Source organism: Halomonas garicola, assembly GCF_055382465.1.
Map to the genome: position 1 here is coordinate 1,267,906 of NZ_AP043931.1, position 15,901 is coordinate 1,283,806.

Genomic DNA, 15,901 nt, shown 5'->3' on the forward strand with positions numbered 1-15,901 from the left:
GGAATAAGTAGCGGGATAACAGAAGGGGCGGTGCGGCGCTGCGGCTATTCCACCACCCGGGGTACCAGGTAAAGGCCGTCTTCGGTGGCCGGGGCCAGGCGCTGAAAACGCTCGCGCTCGTTCCCTTCGGTGACGTCATCGGCGCGCAGCCGCTGGGTGGCATCGAGAGGGTGCATCAGCGGGGCGACGCCGTCGGTGTCAACGCCCTGCAGCTGGTCGACCATCTCCAGAATCCGGTTCAGGTCGTCAACAAAGCCCAGGGCTTGCGCGTCGCTTACGTCGAGCCGGGCCAGATGGGCCGCCCGGCGCACATGGGTCTGTTCGAGCGCCATGATCAAATGTCCTCATCAAAACAGGGTGAAATAGGGTAGGCGAAGTGGCGCAGAAGGTAGCATATCCTGGCGCTTGCGGGCAGTGGTGGTGCGCTGCGCTGTTGCCGCCGTGCGGATGCGGTGATACCGTTTGCCCCCGCACAGGGTTCCCGGCCAGCACTAGGTAATAACATTCATGTTCAAACGTTTGAGGGGGCTGTTTTCCAGCGATCTATCGATCGACCTGGGTACGGCCAACACACTGATTTATGTACGCGGGCGCGGCATCGTCCTTGACGAACCTTCCGTTGTCGCCATCCGCCAGTCCGGCACCATGCGCAGCGTTGCCTCAGTGGGCACCGACGCCAAGCGCATGCTGGGGCGTACGCCCGGCAATATTACCGCGATTCGTCCGATGAAGGACGGCGTGATTGCCGATTTTACCGTCACCGAGCAGATGCTCCAGCACTTCATTCGCAAGGTTCATCAAAGTACGTTCTTGACGCCGAGTCCGCGCGTGCTGGTCTGCGTTCCCTGCATGTCGACCCAGGTCGAGCGCCGCGCCATCCGCGAGTCGGCCGAAGGCGCCGGCGCTCGGGAGGTGTTTCTCATCGAAGAGCCCATGGCGGCCGCCATCGGCGCCGGGCTGCCCATCGAGGAAGCTCAGGGCTCGATGGTGGTGGACGTCGGCGGCGGCACCACCGAGATCGCGATTATTTCGCTTAACGGCGTGGTCTACTCCGAGTCCATCCGCGTGGGCGGCGACCGCTTCGACGAGGCGATTACCGGCCACGTGCGCCGCTACTACGGCAGCCTGATTGGCGAGGCGACCGCCGAGCGCATCAAGGAGGAGATCGGCTGCGCCTATCCCGGCAGCGAGCAGCGCGAAATCGACGTTCGCGGCCGCAATCTGGCCGAAGGCGTGCCGCGCAGCTTTACGCTCAACTCCCACGAGATCCTCGACGCGCTCCAGGATACCCTGGTGGCCATTGTCTCGGCGATCAAGAGCGCGCTTGAGCAGTCGCCGCCGGAGCTTGCCTCGGACATCGCCGAGCACGGCCTGGTGCTGACCGGCGGCGGCGCCATGCTGCGCGACCTGGACAAGCTGATTGCCGAAGAAACCGGCCTGCCGGTAATCATCGCCGAAGACCCGCAGTCCTGCGTGGCCCGGGGCGGCGGCAAGGCGCTGGAAATGATCGATCAGCATACCTTCGAGCTGCTGTCGAGCGACTAGCCGCGCCGACGGCTGTGCGGAGGGTTGCTTATTAAACCGCTGTTTTCCCCCGGGCATCTGCCCGGCTACCGGCTGTTTTTTTGCGTACTGGCGGCAGGCGTCCTTATGTTTGCCGACCAGAACTTCACGCGCATGGAAACCCTGCGCGCCCAGCTTTCCACCGTAGTGGCGCCCGTTCAGTGGGTGGTTAGCCTGCCCAGTGATCTGCTGAGCTGGGGCACGATCGCGTTTACCGAGCAGCAGGCGCTGGTGGATGAAAACCGCCGGCTACGCGAAAAAATGCTCACGCTGTCCCACCGCGCCCAGCGCATGGACAGCCTCCAGGCGGAAAACGCCGAGCTGCGCGATATTCTCAAGGCGGCGCAAAAGCGCGATATCGGCTACATCACCGCCGAGCTCATTTCGCTGGACAATGACCCGTTCAGCCACCGCATGGTGATCGACCGCGGGCGGCGCAACGGCGCCTACGTGGGCCAGCCGGTGATCGATGCCTCCGGCCTGGTCGGCCAGGTGACCTCAGTATCGGCGTATTCCAGCCGGGTCATCCTGCTGGCCGACGCCAGCCACGCGCTGCCGGTGCAGGTCAACCGCAACGGCCTGCGCTTTATCGTTCAGGGCACCGGGCGCTACGGCACGGTCAAGGTGCTGCACGTGCCCGATACCGCCGATATTCGCGAAGGTGACCTGCTGACCACCTCGGGCCTTGCCGGCCGCTTTCCCGGCGGCTACCCGGTGGCGCGGGTCACCGAGGTCTACCACGATCCCGGCCGGCCGTTTGCCCAGGTGACGGCGCGCCCGCTGGCCAAGCTCGAGCGCTCGCGCCACTTTCTGGTGCTGTTTCCGCCGCCGAAGCGCGAGGCGCAAACGCCCTGGGGCGACAGCCTTTCGATCAGCGACGTGGCCTTTGGCAGCGCCCAGCGGGTGGCGGCCGCGCTGCGGGCCGCAGATGCCCCGAGGAGTCCCTGATGGCGCGAGTTTCCGGCGTACCGCTTCCCGCCGTTTGGCTAGCCCTGCTGCTGGCGCTGTGCCTGCAGGTGATGCCGCTGGCGGAAGGCTGGCAGATGTACCGCCCGGACTGGCTGGGCCTGATGCTGATTTACGGCTGCATGCGCGCTCCAGGGCGCGTGGGCGTGCTCCACGGCTTTGTTCTCGGCCTGCTGCTGGATTTGATCCAGGGCCACGTGCTGGGGCAGAGCGCGCTGGTGTTTTCGCTGCTGGGGTTTTTATGCGCGCTGGTCTACCCGCGCTTTCGCCGCTATTCGCTTTTGCAGCAGGCGGTGCTGGTGCTGGTGCTGCTGGGGATCGTGCAGCTGCTGGAGCAGTGGGTTAGAACCCTGTGGGGCGACTCTTCCATCCACCTGGCGTTTTTGCTGCCGGCGCTGTCAAGCGCCCTGCTGTGGCCCTGGCTTGCTACTCTGCTGCGCGCCCTGGAAGGCCGCCGGGGGAATCCATGAGCCATGCCGAGGCCGTGCTGTGCCTGGCGTCGGCGTCGCCGCGCCGCCGGGAGCTGCTGGCAGCGCTAGGCGTGCCGGTGCGGGTGCGGCCGTGCGACGTTGACGAAACGCCGCGGTCGGACGAGGCGCCGGACGCCTACGTCCTTCGTCTGGCCCGGGATAAGGCCCGGGCGGCGGCGAAATTGAGTACACTGCCTACGCTTGGGTCGGATACCGCCGTGGTCCTTGACGACGCCGTGCTTGGCAAGCCCCGGGACGCCGAACACGCCGCTGCCATGCTCGCGGCTCTGGCCGGCCGCGAACACCGGGTGCTCACCGCCGTTGCCGTAGACGGCCCGGAAGGCATGCTAAGCGCCTGCGTTGCCACCAGAGTGGCGCTTCGCGAGATTGCCCCCGAGGAAATCGCCGCCTACTGGCGCACCGGCGAGCCCGCCGGCAAGGCCGGCGGCTATGCCATCCAGGGGCTCGCCAGCGCCTTTGTCAGCGAGATTCACGGCAGCTACTCGGCGGTGGTGGGGCTTCCGCTATACGAAACGGCAGCAATGCTGCGCCGGCAGGGCGTGGCCCTTTGGCACGGCGCTTTGCCGTAACTTTGAACGTGAACCCCCGGGTGGCGGCAACGACATTAAGGAAGGCTGCATGAGTGGTGAAGTTCTGATCAATTTAACGCCCATGGAAACCCGCGTGGCGCTGGTGGAAAACGGGGTGCTTCAGGAAGCGCTGATCGAACGCTCGTGCCGGCGGGGGATCGTGGGCAACATTTACAAGGGCAGGGTCGTGCGCGTGCTGCCCGGCATGCAGGCGGCCTTTGTCGACATCGGCCTTGCGCGCGCGGCGTTCATTCATGCCCACGAGGTCATGCCCGCGGGCACGCCCGCCGACGAGCAGCTGTCCATCGGTCAGCTGTTGCACGAGGGCCAGGCGCTGGTGGTGCAGGTCACCAAGGACCCCATCGGCACCAAGGGCGCGCGGCTGACCACCCACCTGTCGATTCCCTCGCGCTACCTGGTCTACATGCCGGACTCGCCGCACCACGGCGTCTCCCAGCGCATCGAGGACGAGCGCGAGCGCGAGCGTCTTCGCCAGCTGCTGGACCGCACCGTGGCCGGCCAGCCGCTGGAAGCCGGCGGTGGCTTTATAGTGCGCACCGCCGCGGAAAGCGTGGGCGAAGAGGAGCTGGCAAGCGACATCCACTTTCTGCTGCGCCTGTGGCAGAAGGTCGGCGAGCGCAAGATCACCGCCGCGCCGCCGACGGTGATCTACGACGACCTGCCGCTGTTCATTCGTACCCTGCGCGACGTCATGCGCGACGATATCGAGAAGGTGCGCATCGACTCCCGGGAAAACTTTACCCGGCTTAAAGAGTTTGCCCGGGAGTTTATGCCCACGGCCATCGAGCGCATCGAATACTATCCCGGCGAGCGCCCGCTGTTTGACCTTTACAGCGTGGAGGATGAGATTCAGAAGGCGCTCAGCCGCCGGGTGCAGCTCAAGTCCGGGGGCTACCTGGTCATTGACCCCACCGAGGCGATGACCACCATCGACGTTAACACCGGTGGCTTTGTCGGCCACCGCAACCTCGAAGAAACCATCTTCAAGACCAACCTCGAGGCGGCCACTTCCATTGCCCGCCAGCTGCGGCTGCGCAACCTGGGCGGCATCATCATCATCGATTTTATCGACATGGAAGACGCTGAGCACCAGCGCCAGGTGCTGCGCCTGCTGGAAAAAGCCCTGGAGCGCGACCATGCTAAAACCCGCTGCACCGGGGTCACCGAGCTGGGTCTGGTGCAGGTGACGCGCAAGCGCACCCGGGAAAGCCTGGCCCAGACGCTGTGCGAAGCCTGCCCCACCTGCGAGGGCCGGGGCATGCTCAAGACGCCGGAAACGGTGTGCTACGAGATTTTTCGCGAGATCCTCCGCGAAGAGAGGGCGTACAACGCCGAAACCTACATGGTGCTGGCCGCTCAGTCGGTGGTTGACCGGCTGCTGGACGAGGAGTCCACCTCGGTAGCCGATCTGGAAGCCTTTATCGACAAGCCCATTCGCTTCCAGGTCGAGCAGCACTATTCACAAGAGCAGTACGACATCGTGCTGATGTAGCCCATGACCCTGCCCACGCTGCGAAAAGGCTGCCTGCTGGTGCTGGCCTGGTGCCTGGGCACGCTGGCCGTGCTGCTGCTGGTACTGCGCCTGCTGGCAAGCCAGGCCGATGCGCTGACTCCGCACCTGGAAGCTTTTTTGCAGTCGCACTTCGGCGCGCCGGTGAACATCGAATCGCTGTCGCTTGCCGTGGAGCGCGACGGCCTGCGCCTGGACCTGCGCGGCGTAGAGGCCGAACTCCCCGACGCCCCGCTCTTCTCCCTGGGGGCGCTGCGCCTGCGGCTGGACGTCGGGCGCTCGCTTCGGGCGCTGGCGCCGGTCTTTCGCCAGACGCGGATGGAAGGCTTTTCCCTGCACCTGTATCGCGGCGAAGGCGCCGGCTGGGGCTGGCCCGAACCGGCGACGCTGCCGCTTTATTTAGCCCCGGATACCGAGGTTGACCTCGACACCGTTGACGCCTGGACGCGGCTGGTACTCCATCAGCGCCTGCAGATTACCGATACCCGGCTGCTGATGCACGGCAATGACGGCAGCGCCACCGTGCACGCCCCCCGGCTGGTGCTGAGCGGCAGCGACAAGCGCATCCGCATGGCTGGGGAGGTGGCGGTGGCATCGTCGCTGCTATCCGAGGCGCCGACCGACCTGCCCGCGGCGAGCCTCAAGGCCGACGTGCGCCCGGGAAGCGCGGGGCTCAAGGACTACTCCGCCGCCCTGCAGCTGGATATGCAGCTGGAGCAGCTGTCGGCGCTTGCCGAGCTGGTGCGCCCGGACTTTGCCCCTCAGCTTGCGCTCTCCGGCGGGGAGTCAACGTTTTGGGGGCGCTGGCAGGCGGGCCGGCTGGAAGACGTTCGCCTGCAGTTCAACCTGCCCGAGCTTAAGCTTACCCAGGCCGACAAGCAGGTGGTGCTCAAGGGATTGGAAGCGCTTGGCCAGTGGCGCCGGGACGGCGACGGCGGCAATGCCTGGCTGAGCGGCGACGTGGCCGATGCCGAGCGCGTGGCGACGTCGGGCAGCAAGGCGCCGACGCTACCCAGACACTGGCAGTTGACCCATCAGCAAAGCGACTGGGAGCTGCGCACCAGCGCCTTTGAGCTGGACTCGCTGGCGGCCTGGAGCGACTACGTGGTGCTGCCCGAGTCGCTCACGCGCCCGCTGGCGGCGCTGGCGCCGGAGGGCACGGTAAGCGGCCTCCAGGTAGGCCAGCAAGGCGGCGAGTGGCGGGTCGATGCGGCCCTCCACGACCTCGTCGTGTCGCCCTGGGACGAGGCGCCCGGGGGCGGGCCGCTGGATGCCTGGGTCAGGGCTCGGGATCAGCGCGGCCGGGTGACGTTTGCCGGCGGAGACGATACCTCGCTGTACTTTCCCCAGGTGTTCGACCAGCCCATGGAGCTTGGCCACGCCAAGGGCCAGGTGCAGTGGGTGCACGACGGCCCGAGTACGCTGATCAGCGGCCGCCAGCTGGAGGTAGTGTGGAACGGCGCCCGGGTGACCGGGGAGTTCGGCCTGGCAAACGGCGGCGAGCGTCAGCAGATGGGGCTGGACCTTGCCTTTACGGACGTCGACGCCGTGAATACGCCGCTGATGGCGTGGCTGCCGGTTAAGGTGCTGGGCGATGACCTCAAGGAGTGGCTGGCCGACGGCGTCAGCGGCCGGGTGGAGCAGGGGTCGCTGCAAATCACCGCGCCGCTGGGTGAAAATACGAGTGCCGACGACATCGAAACCACCCTGGCGCTGGACATTACCCAGGGGGCGCTGCCCATCGCCGAGGGCTGGCCGACGCTTAGCGACGTCGAGGGCCGGCTCGAGCTCGACCGCGAGCGCCTTGAGGCAAGTGTCGCCCGGGCAGAGAGCCACGGCGTACGCGCCACGGACGGCGAGGTCGAGCTCGACGTGGCGAGCGGGGAGCTGGGCATAACGGGCGATCTGGCGGCCGAGGCGGACGCGCTCAGGGCGTTTTTCCTCGCCGCGCCGGCGCTTGAGGCCGAAAGTCTGCTGGAAGACGTCCGCGCCCGGGGCGATGCCCGGGGCGAGCTGGATATCCGCCTCGATCTTGACGACCCCGAGTCGCTGGCCCTGGACGTGCACGTTAAGCCGCGCTTTGAGCGGCTGGCCTACGCGCCTATCGGGACCGGCCTGAGCCAGCTGGAGGGCGATATCACCTGGCGCCAGCGCGGCCGCGAAGGCGACCTGCTGGGCGAGGCGCAGGCGGATTTGCCCGGCGGCGATATCCGCGCGGACTTTACCCCGGGAAATGTCGCCCTGGACGGCAGTGTCAACGTCGCCGAACTGCTGGGTGCCGCGGATTTAGCGCCGGAGGCGGCAGCGAAACTGGTGGGTGGCAGCGCGCGCTGGCAGGGGGCGATCAAGCTGGGCGATACGCCGACGCTGCATCTGCAAAGCGGGCTTGAAGGCATTGGCATCAAACTGCCCGCGCCCTTTGCCAAAGCGGCCGGTGCGCGCCTGCCGTGGACCCTGGATGCCGATCTTGGCGCCGGGCGCGTGGAAAGCCGGCTTGGCCGCATGGCCACGCTGCGCGCACGCGGGGTCGACGGCGAGCTTGCGGGCCAACTCAATCTCGGTACCCGGGCCGCTCGGCTGCCTCGCTGGCCGTCGCAGAGCGGCTGGCGCATCGCTGTCGGGGCACAGGAAGTGGAGCCTTTGGCGTGGCGCGAGCTGGGGTCGGCGCTTTCCTCCCGCGCGGATGACGCGGGCAAGGGCGCCGGCGGCCTGACCGCCGGCGGGCCGCTGACGCTGTCGCTTGAGACCCCCTGCGTGAAGTATAACGGTGAGTGTTTGGGTAGCGTCACGGCTACCGGCCAGCGCCTGGCCGGCGGCGGCGTGGATCTGGCGCTGGACGGCAGCGTGCTCGCCGGAAATCTGCGCTATCGCCCGGGCGACGCAGAGCCGATAGATATTACCGTGGACCAGCTGATGGTTGACCGGCTGCTGGGGCTTTCATCCCCGGACAAGATCTCAGGGGACAGCGTTGCCCCTGCGCCCGGCAGCTGGATGGAGGCGGTCGAAACTCGGGTGCCGGCGCCGGCGGCGATGCCTGACTGGCTCACCGAGCTGCCCGCCGGCCGCCTGCGGGTCGCCGATATCGTCCTGGGCAACAAGCGCTTTGGCCCGCTGACCGCCTATTGGCAGGCCGGCCGGCATCATTTCACGCTGGCGCCGGTGGGGCTGACGCTTGGCGAGCTGTCGGCGCGCGGCGAGCTGGTCTGGCAGGGCAGCGATCACTCGAGCCAAACCCGGGCAGACCTGACGCTTGACGGCGGCGACCTGGGCACGGCCTTTGCCCGGCTTGACCAGCCGCTGGCCATACGCAGCAAAAGCACCCGCGTGGCCGCCTCGCTTGAGTGGCCCGGCGCCCCCTGGCAGTTTGCCCTGAGCCGGGCCGGGGGCAGCCTTTCCACGGATATCCGCGACGGCCGCTTTCTCACTCTGGATTCGCCGTCGGCGCGGCTGGTGGGCCTGCTCAACTTTGAAAATATCCTGCGCCGGCTGCGACTGGACTTTTCCGACGTGACCGGCAAGGGCACCGCGTTCAACCGCGTCAAGGGCAAGGCCGACGTGGCCGGCGGGGTGCTGCGCCTGCGCGGCCCCTTGACCATTGACGCGCCGGCGACGAGCATGCGGCTCACCGGCAGCGTGGATTTGCTGCAGCGTGAACTCGATCAGCGTCTGGGCGTCACACTGCCCATCAGCCAAAGTCTCCCCATTGCTGCCTTTGTCGCCGGTGCGCCGGTGGTAGGCGGCGCGCTGTTCGTGGCGCACACGCTGTTCGGCGATGCCCTCGAGCGCGCCACAACGATTCATTACCGGCTGGAAGGCCCCTGGGCTTCGCCGGACATCATACTGGAAGGTACCCAATGACGCAGCTTGATCAGGCAGCTTCGATATTACTGACACCCGGCGGGCTCGATCTGGACAGCCTGGACACCGGGCTTGCCCACGCCATGGGCCCGGGTATCGACTACGCCGACCTGTATTTCCAGCGCCAGTGGCAGGAGGGCTGGATGCTGGAAGACGGCGAGGTCAAGGAAGCCAGCTACAACATTGACGGCGGCGTCGGCGTGCGCTCGCTTGCCGGCGAAAAAACCGGCTTTGCCTACTCCAACCAGATTACCGCCGAGGCGCTGGTGGATACCGGCAAGACCGCCTCGGGCATCGTGCGCAGCGGCACCCAGCGCCACGGCCAGGCGGCCGGCCCGGTTAGCGCCGCGCTGTGCTACCCGGGCATTGACCCGCTGAATGATCTTGGCGCCGATGACAAGGTGGCCATGCTCAAGCTGGCCGATCGCGTGGCCCGGGCCGCCGACCCCCGGGTGAACCAGGTCAGCGCGTCGCTCTCCGGCACCTATGAAGTGGTGCTGGTGCGCGCAAGCGACGGCACCCTGGCCGCGGATATCCGCCCGCTGGTGCGCTTTAACGTCAGCGTCATTGCGACCAGCGGCGGGCGCCGCGAGCGCGGAAGCGCCGGCGGCGGCGGGCGTTTCTCCATGGGCGCGCTGCGCGATGCCGGCGTGGCCGAGCGCTACGCTAAAGAAGCCGTACGCCAGGCGCTGGTCAACCTCGAGGCGGTAGACGCCCCGGCCGGGCAGATGCCGGTGGTGCTGGGCGCTGGCTGGCCGGGCATTCTGCTCCACGAGGCCGTGGGCCACGGGCTGGAAGGCGACTTCAACCGCAAGGGCAGCTCGGCGTTTGCCGGCAAGATGGGTCAGCGGGTGGCGTCAAAAGGCGTCACCGTGGTCGACGATGCTACCTTGGCCGACCGCCGCGGCTCGCTCAGCGTGGACGACGAGGGCACGCCGGGGCAGCGCACGCCGCTGATCGAGGACGGCATTCTCACCGGATACATGCAGGACAAGCTCAACGCCCGCCTAATGGGCATGGTGCCCACCGGCAACGCCCGGCGCGAATCCTACGCCCATATGCCCATGCCGCGGATGACCAATACGCTGATGATGGCCGGCAAGGACGAGCCCGACGACATCATCAAAAGTGTCCGGCGCGGCCTTTACGCGGTGAGCTTCGGCGGCGGCCAGGTGGATATCACTTCGGGCAAGTTCGTGTTCTCCGCAAGTGAAGCCTACCTCATCGAGGACGGCGCGATCACCGCGCCGGTGAAGGGCGCCACGCTGATCGGCAACGGCCCCGAGGCCATGGGTCAGGTGTCGATGATCGGCCACGACATGGCGCTGGACAGCGGCATCGGCGTGTGCGGCAAGGAAGGCCAGGGCGTGCCGGTCGGCGTGGGCCAGCCCACCCTGAAGCTCGACGAGCTGACCGTGGGCGGGACTCAGTCCTGAGCCTTGAGCGCGGCGCTTTCGCGCAGGTGCTTGAACAGCTTGCGCGCGCTTGACGGCGGCTTTTGCTGCTCGCGTTCGCGCCGGGCATTGCGGATCAGCTGGCGCAGGGTCTGGCGGTCGGCGTCGGGATATTCCCGAAGAAAGCCGTCCACGGCGTCGTCGCCTTCGTCGATCAGGCGGTCGCGCCATTTTTCCAGGCGGTGAAAGGCCTGGTCGCGCTGGACCCGCTCCTGCTCCATGGCGTCAAATTCGGCGCGGATGGCGGGCAGGTCTTCCTTGCGCATGAGCTTGCCGACGTACTGCATGTGCCGTCGGCGGGCCTCCCGGGAAGGGATCCGCGCGGTTTCGTCGATGGCGTGCTGCAGATCGTCGGACAGCGCAAAGCGGGCGCGCTCGGCGGGCTTCATGGCGATCAGGGTTTCGCCCAGCGCCTGCAGCTCGTGCATTTCGCGTTTCAGCTGGGTTTTGCTGGGGCGCTCGCTGGGCGTTTCGCTTGCCGGGTCGGCATGTTTTTTAGACATGGGTCCACTCGTTAACGGTGATAGATAAACAGGAGGCCATTATGGCACAGGCATTTGATGCCGAGGCGCAGCAGACGGTGCTGGCATCCCGCGCGGAGCAGGCGTTGGCGCTGGCCAAGGAGCTCGGGGCTGACGCCGCAGAGGTCGGCGCCAGCGTCGATCAGGGCGTGGAGATCAGCGTGCGCTTGGGCGACGTGGAAACCGTGGAGCTCTCCCGGGACCAGGGCGTTGCCGTGACGGTCTACGTGGGGCAGCGCAAGGGCAGCGCCTCATCCACCGATGCCGGCGAGGACTCCATCCGCGCCGCGGTGGAAAAGGCGCTGGCGATCGCCCGCTACACCGGCGAAGATCCGGCGTCGGGGCTTGCCGACGCCTCGCTCATGGCAAGCGAGATTCCCGATATGGGGGTGCATTATCCCTGGGCGCTTTCTACCGAGCAGGCGATCGAGCTGGCCCTTGAGAGCGAGCGGGCCGGCCGCGAAGTCGAGGGCATTACCCAGTCCGAAGGGGCGACGCTCTCCACCGGCGAAGGCGTGCGCGTCTATGCCAACAGCCACGGCTTTGTCGGCACTCAGAAAGGCAGCCGTCACGGGCTTTCGTGCCTGCTCATCGCCGAAGACGAAAACGGCATGCAGCGCGACTTTGACTACACCACCGCGCGCAACCCCGCTGACCTGCGCGACCCGGGGGAAGTCGGACGCGAAGCGGCGCGGAAAACCCTGCGCCGGCTGGGCGCCCGCCGTCCGGCGACCGGCACTTTCCCGGTGCTGTTTGACCCGTCCCAGGCCGGCGGGCTGGTTGGGCACCTGATGGGCGCGCTGGCCGGCGGCGCGCTGTACCGCCAGGCGTCGTTTCTCTGTGATAGCCTGGGCAAGCCGCTGTTTCCGGAGTGGTTCAGCCTGGAGGAGCGCCCCATGGAGCGCGGCGCCACGGCCAGCTCGCCGTTTGACGGCGACGGCGTGCAGACGCGCAACAACCGCTTTATCGACCGGGGAAAGGTCGCAAGCTACATGCTCTCGGCCTACAGCGCCCGGCGGCTTTCCATGGAGACCACCGGCAACGCCGGCGGTGCGCGCAACCTGCGCCTTGACGCGCCGCTCGAGCCGATTGATGCGCTGCTGAAAAGGATGGACCGCGGCGTCTGGGTGACCGAGCTCATGGGGCAGGGCGTCAACGGCGTGACCGGGGACTATTCTCGGGGCGCCAGCGGCTTCTGGGTGGAAAACGGCGAGGTGCAGTACCCCATCGAGGAGTTCACCGTTGCCGGCAATCTCGAGCAGATGTTTGCCAACCTCGCGGGGCTCGGTGACGACCTGGATACCCGGGGCAGCATCCATACCGGAAGCTGGCTGATCGACAATATGACCATAGCCGGCAACTAGCGATCCTCGTCGAAGCGGGCGTCAAACAGCGCTTCGACGGCGTCGAGGGCCTGGTTGGCATCCTCGCCCTCGGCATGCACGGTGAGCTCGGTACCGCAGGGGGCGGCCAGCATCAGCAGCGCCATGATGTTGCGGGCGTCGGCTTTCTGCTCGCCCCGGTGAACGTGAACCTTGGCCGCAAACGGCTGGCAGCAGGTAACAAGCCGGGTGGCCGCGCGGGCGTGGAGCCCGCGGCGGTTGGTCAGGGTCAGGGTTTTGCAGGGCACGCGGTGTCCTTTTGTTTATTGCTGATGTTCTCGTGCTGATGGGTGATTCGCTATGACTGATCCCCGGCCGAGCGGGTGTACTGTACCGACAGCTCGCGGTGGCGCACGTGGATGTCGTCCCGGGCGTCGAGCAGCAGCCGGCCCAGCTGTTCGACCAGATACACCGAGCGGTGCTGACCGCCGGTACAGCCGATGGCCACGGTGATGTAGCTGCGCTGGCTGTTTTGATAGGCCGGCAGCCAGCGCTCAAGCCAGCTGCGGATGTCTTCGCACATGGCGCCAACCATCGGATAGCCGCGCAAAAACGCCTCGATGTCGGGGTCGCGGCCGTTAAGGCCACGTAGCGCCGGATCCCAGTAGGGGTTGGGCAGGCAGCGGACGTCGAACACCAGGTCGGCGTCAAGCGGCACGCCGCGCTTGTAGCCGAAGGATTCCACGGTCAGGGTCAGCTTGCCCGGCTGGCGGTGGGCTACCTGGTCGGCAATGCGCCGGCGCAGGTCGTGAACCGAGAGCCGGGAGGTGTCGATGGTCAGGTCGGCCAGGTCGCGCACGTCGCTCAGGGTCTCTTCTTCCTTGGCGATGGCCTCTTCCAGGGTCATGTCCGTGTCTCGGGTGAGCGGATGGCGGCGGCGGGTGGCGGAGTAGCGCTCCAGCAGGATGCGCGCGTCGGTGGTCAGGTAGACCACGTTAAAGCCGATGTCCCGGGTGCGCAGGCCTTCGAGCAGGCCCGGCAGCAGCGCCAGGGCACCGGGGAGGTTGCGCGCATCGATGCTGACCGCCAGGTGGGTGCACCCGGCCTGGTCGCGCAGCTCGTCCACCAGCGAGCCCAGCAGCATGGCCGGCAGATTATCGATGGCGTAATAGCCCAGGTCTTCCAGCGCTTGCAGGGCAATGGACTTGCCCGAGCCGGAACGACCGCTGATGATGACCAGTTGCATGGCGTCTCTCGTGGTATCGAGCGGCTCCCGCCGGTAGTGAAGGAAGCGGGGCGCTATGGGTCGGGCTGCTCGCGGATCTTGTCGATGATCAAATCAAGCAGGTGGCGCTGACTTTGCGCCCGGCGCAGCTCAAGGCGGGTGTTGGCGTCGTTCATGATCATCGCCACCTGGCCCAGCAGCGCCAGGTGGTTGTCGTCGGCCTCTTCGGGCACCAGCAGCACAAAGACCAGGTCCACCGGCTCGCCGTCGATGGCGTCGAAGTCGACGGCTTCGGCCAGCTTGAGGAAGCCGGCGATGGGCGAGTGGCAGTGCGGGCTGCGGGCGTGAGGAATGGCCACCCCGTTGCCGATGCCCGTGCTGCCGAGTTTTTCCCGGCTGATCAGGCGGCTGAAGACTTCCTGGCTGTCCAGGCTGGGGATGTTTTGCGCAATAAAGGTGCTGAAAAACTCCAGCACCCTTTTTTTGCTGCCCCCGGGAACGTCGTAGAGCACGCGCTCCGGGGGGAGGATCGCTTCCAACGTCATTATGCTTTAACGCAGGCCGGCGCCCTGGGCGCGGGCCTGTGCTTTTTCCTTGTGTTTGACCAGCTGGCGGTTGATCTTGTCGGCCAGCGCGTCGATGGCGGCGTACATGTCGGTTTCTGTGGCATCGGCGTGCAGTTCGGCGCCGGCAACGTTCATGGTGCAGGCGGCCTGCTGGCGCTCTTTTTCCACGGATAGGGTCACTTGCACGGTGGTGATGTTGTCGTAGTGGCGCTCGACTCGGGCGAGTTTGTCATTGACGTAGTCACGCAAGGCGTCAGTCAGTTCGATGTGATGACCGGTAATGTTGACCTGCATGGACGTACTCCTTATCCGTGGGATGGTCGTTTGATTGTAACCCTTTTGGCCGGCAAACAAAGCCCCCGGCCAAAGTTTCGCCGGTTAGCCCCGGCGGCGGCGTTCGCTGGTGGGCGGAATGCCCAGGGCTTCGCGGTATTTGGCCACGGTGCGGCGCGCCACCCGGATACCGGCTTCGTCGAGCAGCGCGGCCAGGCGGCTGTCGGACAGCGGCTTGGCGGGGGGCTCCTGCTCTATCAGCTGTTTGATGCGTGCGCGGATGGCGGTGCTTGAATGGGTGCTGTCGTCGTCGCCAGCGAGCTGGCTGGAGAAAAAGTACTTGAGCTCGAACACGCCGCGGGGCGTATGCAGGAACTTCTGCGTCGTCACCCGGGAGATGGTGGATTCGTGCATGCCCACCGCTTCGGCAATATCGGCAAGCACCAGCGGCTTCATGGCCGCCTCCCCGTGGTCGAGGAAATCCAGCTGGCGGGCCAGGATCTCGCGGCCGACGCGTAGCAGGGTATCGTTGCGGCTGGCCAGGCTCTTGATCAGCCAGCGGGCTTCCTGAAGGTGCTCTTTGAGAAAGCTGTTGTCCCGGCTGCTGTCGGCTTTTTGGATCAGCGCGGCGTAGTCGGGCTGGATGCGCAGCTGGGGCAGGGCGTCGGGGTTGAGCTCGAGCTGCCAGCCGCCTTCGCTGCGCCGGGCGAGAAGGTCGGGGAGCACGTGGCCGCTGCCGGCGCTGTCAAAAGCGCTGCCGGGGCGCGGGTCGAGGCTTTTGATCAGTTTGGTGACGGCGTCGAGCCCGGCGTCGTCAAGGCCCAGCCGGCGCTTGAGCAGGCGCGTATCGCCTTGGCCAAGGGCGGTGAGAAACTGCCGCGCCAGCCGGCGGGCGGGCATCAGCTGCGGCGTAGTGCCGGGCATGGCGTCAAGCTGCAGCGTCAGGCATTCGCCCAGGTCCCGGGCAAAGACGCCGGTGGGGTCGAACTGCTGCAGGCGGCCAAGCATGCGCTCAAGGCAGTCGGCGCTGATGGGCTCGCCCCCGTGGCCCTTGAGGCCCTCGCCTATGTCCTCCAGCGGCTGGGTCAGATAGCCGTTGGCGTCGACCGAGTCGATCAGCGCTTCGCCGGTGAGCCTGGCGCCGGGGGTCAGGTCGAGCATCGCCAGCTGCCAGAGCAGATGGCCGTGGAGGGTCTGGCCGGCCGCCTGACGTTCGAAGTCGGGGCCTTCGCCGGTGGTCTGCTGGGTATCGGGGTAGGTGTCGGACCAGTCGCTGTCCACGGCGAGCTCGCCGGGTATCTGCTCGGCCCAGCTGTCTTCGGCGGGCTCGACGGCGGCCTGCTCGCCAAACTCGTCTTCCTGCTCAAGCAGAGGGTTGGCTTCCACCGCCTGCTGAATTTCCTGGCGCAGATCCAGCGTCGGCAGCTGCAAAAGGCCAATGGCCTGCCTGAGCTGGGGCGTCATGGTCAGTTGGGTACCGACGCGTAGCTGAAGGGACGCTTTCATGGCCATGGCAGAAACACTCATCGCAGGGGACGCTTTACTCTGATTACCCTAAGTCC

Annotated in this window: 15 protein-coding genes; 8 read left to right on the plus strand and 7 right to left on the minus strand. The window is 66.8% G+C overall.

The genetic code is table 11. The features are described 5' to 3' along the window. Nucleotides 1–44: 44 nt before the first annotated feature. Nucleotides 45–332 carry an Asp-tRNA(Asn)/Glu-tRNA(Gln) amidotransferase subunit GatC gene (gatC, locus tag ACZ46Y_RS06230; RefSeq protein ID WP_311955050.1) on the minus strand — a complete coding sequence of 96 codons (288 nt, stop codon included), beginning with the start codon at nucleotides 330–332 and terminating at the stop codon, nucleotides 45–47. A gap of 175 nt (nucleotides 333–507) precedes the next feature. Here gatC and ACZ46Y_RS06235 point away from each other — a divergent pair, with 175 nt between their 5' ends. Genes ACZ46Y_RS06235 through tldD form a run of 7 tightly spaced genes read left to right on the plus strand, consistent with a single transcriptional unit; the run spans nucleotide 508 to nucleotide 10,414 of the window. Next, nucleotides 508–1,545 (plus strand): rod shape-determining protein, encoded by a 1,038-nt coding sequence (locus tag ACZ46Y_RS06235; protein WP_311885449.1) that lies wholly within the window; start codon nucleotides 508–510, stop codon nucleotides 1,543–1,545. Between the two features lie 24 nt (nucleotides 1,546–1,569). Beyond that, the gene (mreC, locus tag ACZ46Y_RS06240) at nucleotides 1,570–2,511 is read left to right on the plus strand and encodes a rod shape-determining protein MreC (RefSeq protein WP_311955051.1); all 942 of its coding nucleotides are present in this window, start codon (nucleotides 1,570–1,572) and stop codon (nucleotides 2,509–2,511) included. Then, complete coding sequence (gene mreD, locus ACZ46Y_RS06245) at nucleotides 2,511–2,999, plus strand: rod shape-determining protein MreD (protein WP_311955053.1); 489 nt, start codon at nucleotides 2,511–2,513, stop codon at nucleotides 2,997–2,999. The genes mreC and mreD overlap by 1 nt, the downstream gene beginning before the upstream one ends. Next, the gene (locus ACZ46Y_RS06250) at nucleotides 2,996–3,589 is read left to right on the plus strand and encodes a Maf family protein (protein ID WP_311955055.1); all 594 of its coding nucleotides are present in this window, start codon (nucleotides 2,996–2,998) and stop codon (nucleotides 3,587–3,589) included. Before mreD ends, ACZ46Y_RS06250 begins: the two co-directional genes overlap by 4 nt. Before the next feature lie 49 nt (nucleotides 3,590–3,638). Continuing rightward, nucleotides 3,639–5,102: a ribonuclease G gene (rng, locus tag ACZ46Y_RS06255; RefSeq protein WP_311955056.1), complete on the plus strand. Its 1,464-nt coding sequence runs from the start codon at nucleotides 3,639–3,641 to the stop codon at nucleotides 5,100–5,102. Nucleotides 5,103–5,105: 3 nt separating this feature from the next. Next, nucleotides 5,106–8,978, plus strand: a complete 3,873-nt coding sequence (locus tag ACZ46Y_RS06260) for a YhdP family phospholipid transporter (RefSeq protein WP_311955057.1) — start codon at nucleotides 5,106–5,108, stop codon at nucleotides 8,976–8,978. Beyond that, a complete protein-coding gene (gene tldD, locus ACZ46Y_RS06265; RefSeq protein WP_311955058.1) occupies nucleotides 8,975–10,414 on the plus strand; it encodes a metalloprotease TldD in 1,440 nt (479 codons plus the stop codon). Before ACZ46Y_RS06260 ends, tldD begins: the two co-directional genes overlap by 4 nt. Here the strand turns inward: tldD and yjgA are convergent. After that, nucleotides 10,405–10,935 (minus strand): ribosome biogenesis factor YjgA, encoded by a 531-nt coding sequence (yjgA, locus tag ACZ46Y_RS06270; RefSeq protein WP_311955061.1) that lies wholly within the window; start codon nucleotides 10,933–10,935, stop codon nucleotides 10,405–10,407. The genes tldD and yjgA overlap by 10 nt on opposite strands. Before the next feature lie 41 nt (nucleotides 10,936–10,976). On the opposite strand from yjgA, the gene pmbA reads away from it, so the two are divergent. Further along, a complete protein-coding gene (gene pmbA / locus ACZ46Y_RS06275) occupies nucleotides 10,977–12,317 on the plus strand; it encodes a metalloprotease PmbA (RefSeq protein WP_311955062.1) in 1,341 nt (446 codons plus the stop codon). Here the strand turns inward: pmbA and ACZ46Y_RS06280 are convergent. The 5 genes from ACZ46Y_RS06280 to ACZ46Y_RS06300 all read right to left on the minus strand — a co-directional run bounded on the left by ACZ46Y_RS06280 (nucleotide 12,314) and on the right by ACZ46Y_RS06300 (nucleotide 15,851). Further along, a complete protein-coding gene (locus tag ACZ46Y_RS06280) occupies nucleotides 12,314–12,583 on the minus strand; it encodes an HPr family phosphocarrier protein (protein ID WP_311955064.1) in 270 nt (89 codons plus the stop codon). The genes pmbA and ACZ46Y_RS06280 overlap by 4 nt on opposite strands. A gap of 50 nt (nucleotides 12,584–12,633) precedes the next feature. Next, nucleotides 12,634–13,521, minus strand: coding sequence for an RNase adapter RapZ (gene rapZ, locus ACZ46Y_RS06285; protein ID WP_311955066.1), 888 nt, complete (start codon nucleotides 13,519–13,521; stop codon nucleotides 12,634–12,636). 53 nt (nucleotides 13,522–13,574) lie between these two features. After that, entirely contained in the window at nucleotides 13,575–14,045 is a 471-nt protein-coding gene (locus ACZ46Y_RS06290) for a PTS sugar transporter subunit IIA (protein WP_311955068.1), read from the minus strand. 6 nt (nucleotides 14,046–14,051) lie between these two features. Further along, nucleotides 14,052–14,360 carry a ribosome hibernation-promoting factor, HPF/YfiA family gene (gene hpf / locus ACZ46Y_RS06295; RefSeq protein ID WP_311955070.1) on the minus strand — a complete coding sequence of 103 codons (309 nt, stop codon included), beginning with the start codon at nucleotides 14,358–14,360 and terminating at the stop codon, nucleotides 14,052–14,054. An 84-nt stretch (nucleotides 14,361–14,444) separates the two neighbouring features. Continuing rightward, entirely contained in the window at nucleotides 14,445–15,851 is a 1,407-nt protein-coding gene (locus ACZ46Y_RS06300; protein WP_311955138.1) for an RNA polymerase factor sigma-54, read from the minus strand. Nucleotides 15,852–15,901 lie beyond the last annotated feature (50 nt).

What these genes read in the sequence shown, in the direction of transcription:
- mreD (WP_311955053.1), top strand. Translation starts at nt 2,511, where the DNA reads ATGGCGCGAGTTTCCGGCGTACCGCTTCCCGCCGTTTGGCTAGCCCTG.
- yjgA (WP_311955061.1), bottom strand. Translation starts at nt 10,935, where the DNA reads ATGTCTAAAAAACATGCCGACCCGGCAAGCGAAACGCCCAGCGAGCGC.
- ACZ46Y_RS06250 (WP_311955055.1), top strand. Translation starts at nt 2,996, where the DNA reads ATGAGCCATGCCGAGGCCGTGCTGTGCCTGGCGTCGGCGTCGCCGCGC.
- ACZ46Y_RS06260 (WP_311955057.1), top strand. Translation starts at nt 5,106, where the DNA reads ATGACCCTGCCCACGCTGCGAAAAGGCTGCCTGCTGGTGCTGGCCTGG.
- ACZ46Y_RS06235 (WP_311885449.1), top strand. Translation starts at nt 508, where the DNA reads ATGTTCAAACGTTTGAGGGGGCTGTTTTCCAGCGATCTATCGATCGAC.
- pmbA (WP_311955062.1), top strand. Translation starts at nt 10,977, where the DNA reads ATGGCACAGGCATTTGATGCCGAGGCGCAGCAGACGGTGCTGGCATCC.
- gatC (WP_311955050.1), bottom strand. Translation starts at nt 332, where the DNA reads ATGGCGCTCGAACAGACCCATGTGCGCCGGGCGGCCCATCTGGCCCGG.
- tldD (WP_311955058.1), top strand. Translation starts at nt 8,975, where the DNA reads ATGACGCAGCTTGATCAGGCAGCTTCGATATTACTGACACCCGGCGGG.
- ACZ46Y_RS06290 (WP_311955068.1), bottom strand. Translation starts at nt 14,045, where the DNA reads ATGACGTTGGAAGCGATCCTCCCCCCGGAGCGCGTGCTCTACGACGTT.
- rapZ (WP_311955066.1), bottom strand. Translation starts at nt 13,521, where the DNA reads ATGCAACTGGTCATCATCAGCGGTCGTTCCGGCTCGGGCAAGTCCATT.
- ACZ46Y_RS06300 (WP_311955138.1), bottom strand. Translation starts at nt 15,851, where the DNA reads ATGGCCATGAAAGCGTCCCTTCAGCTACGCGTCGGTACCCAACTGACC.
- rng (WP_311955056.1), top strand. Translation starts at nt 3,639, where the DNA reads ATGAGTGGTGAAGTTCTGATCAATTTAACGCCCATGGAAACCCGCGTG.
- hpf (WP_311955070.1), bottom strand. Translation starts at nt 14,360, where the DNA reads ATGCAGGTCAACATTACCGGTCATCACATCGAACTGACTGACGCCTTG.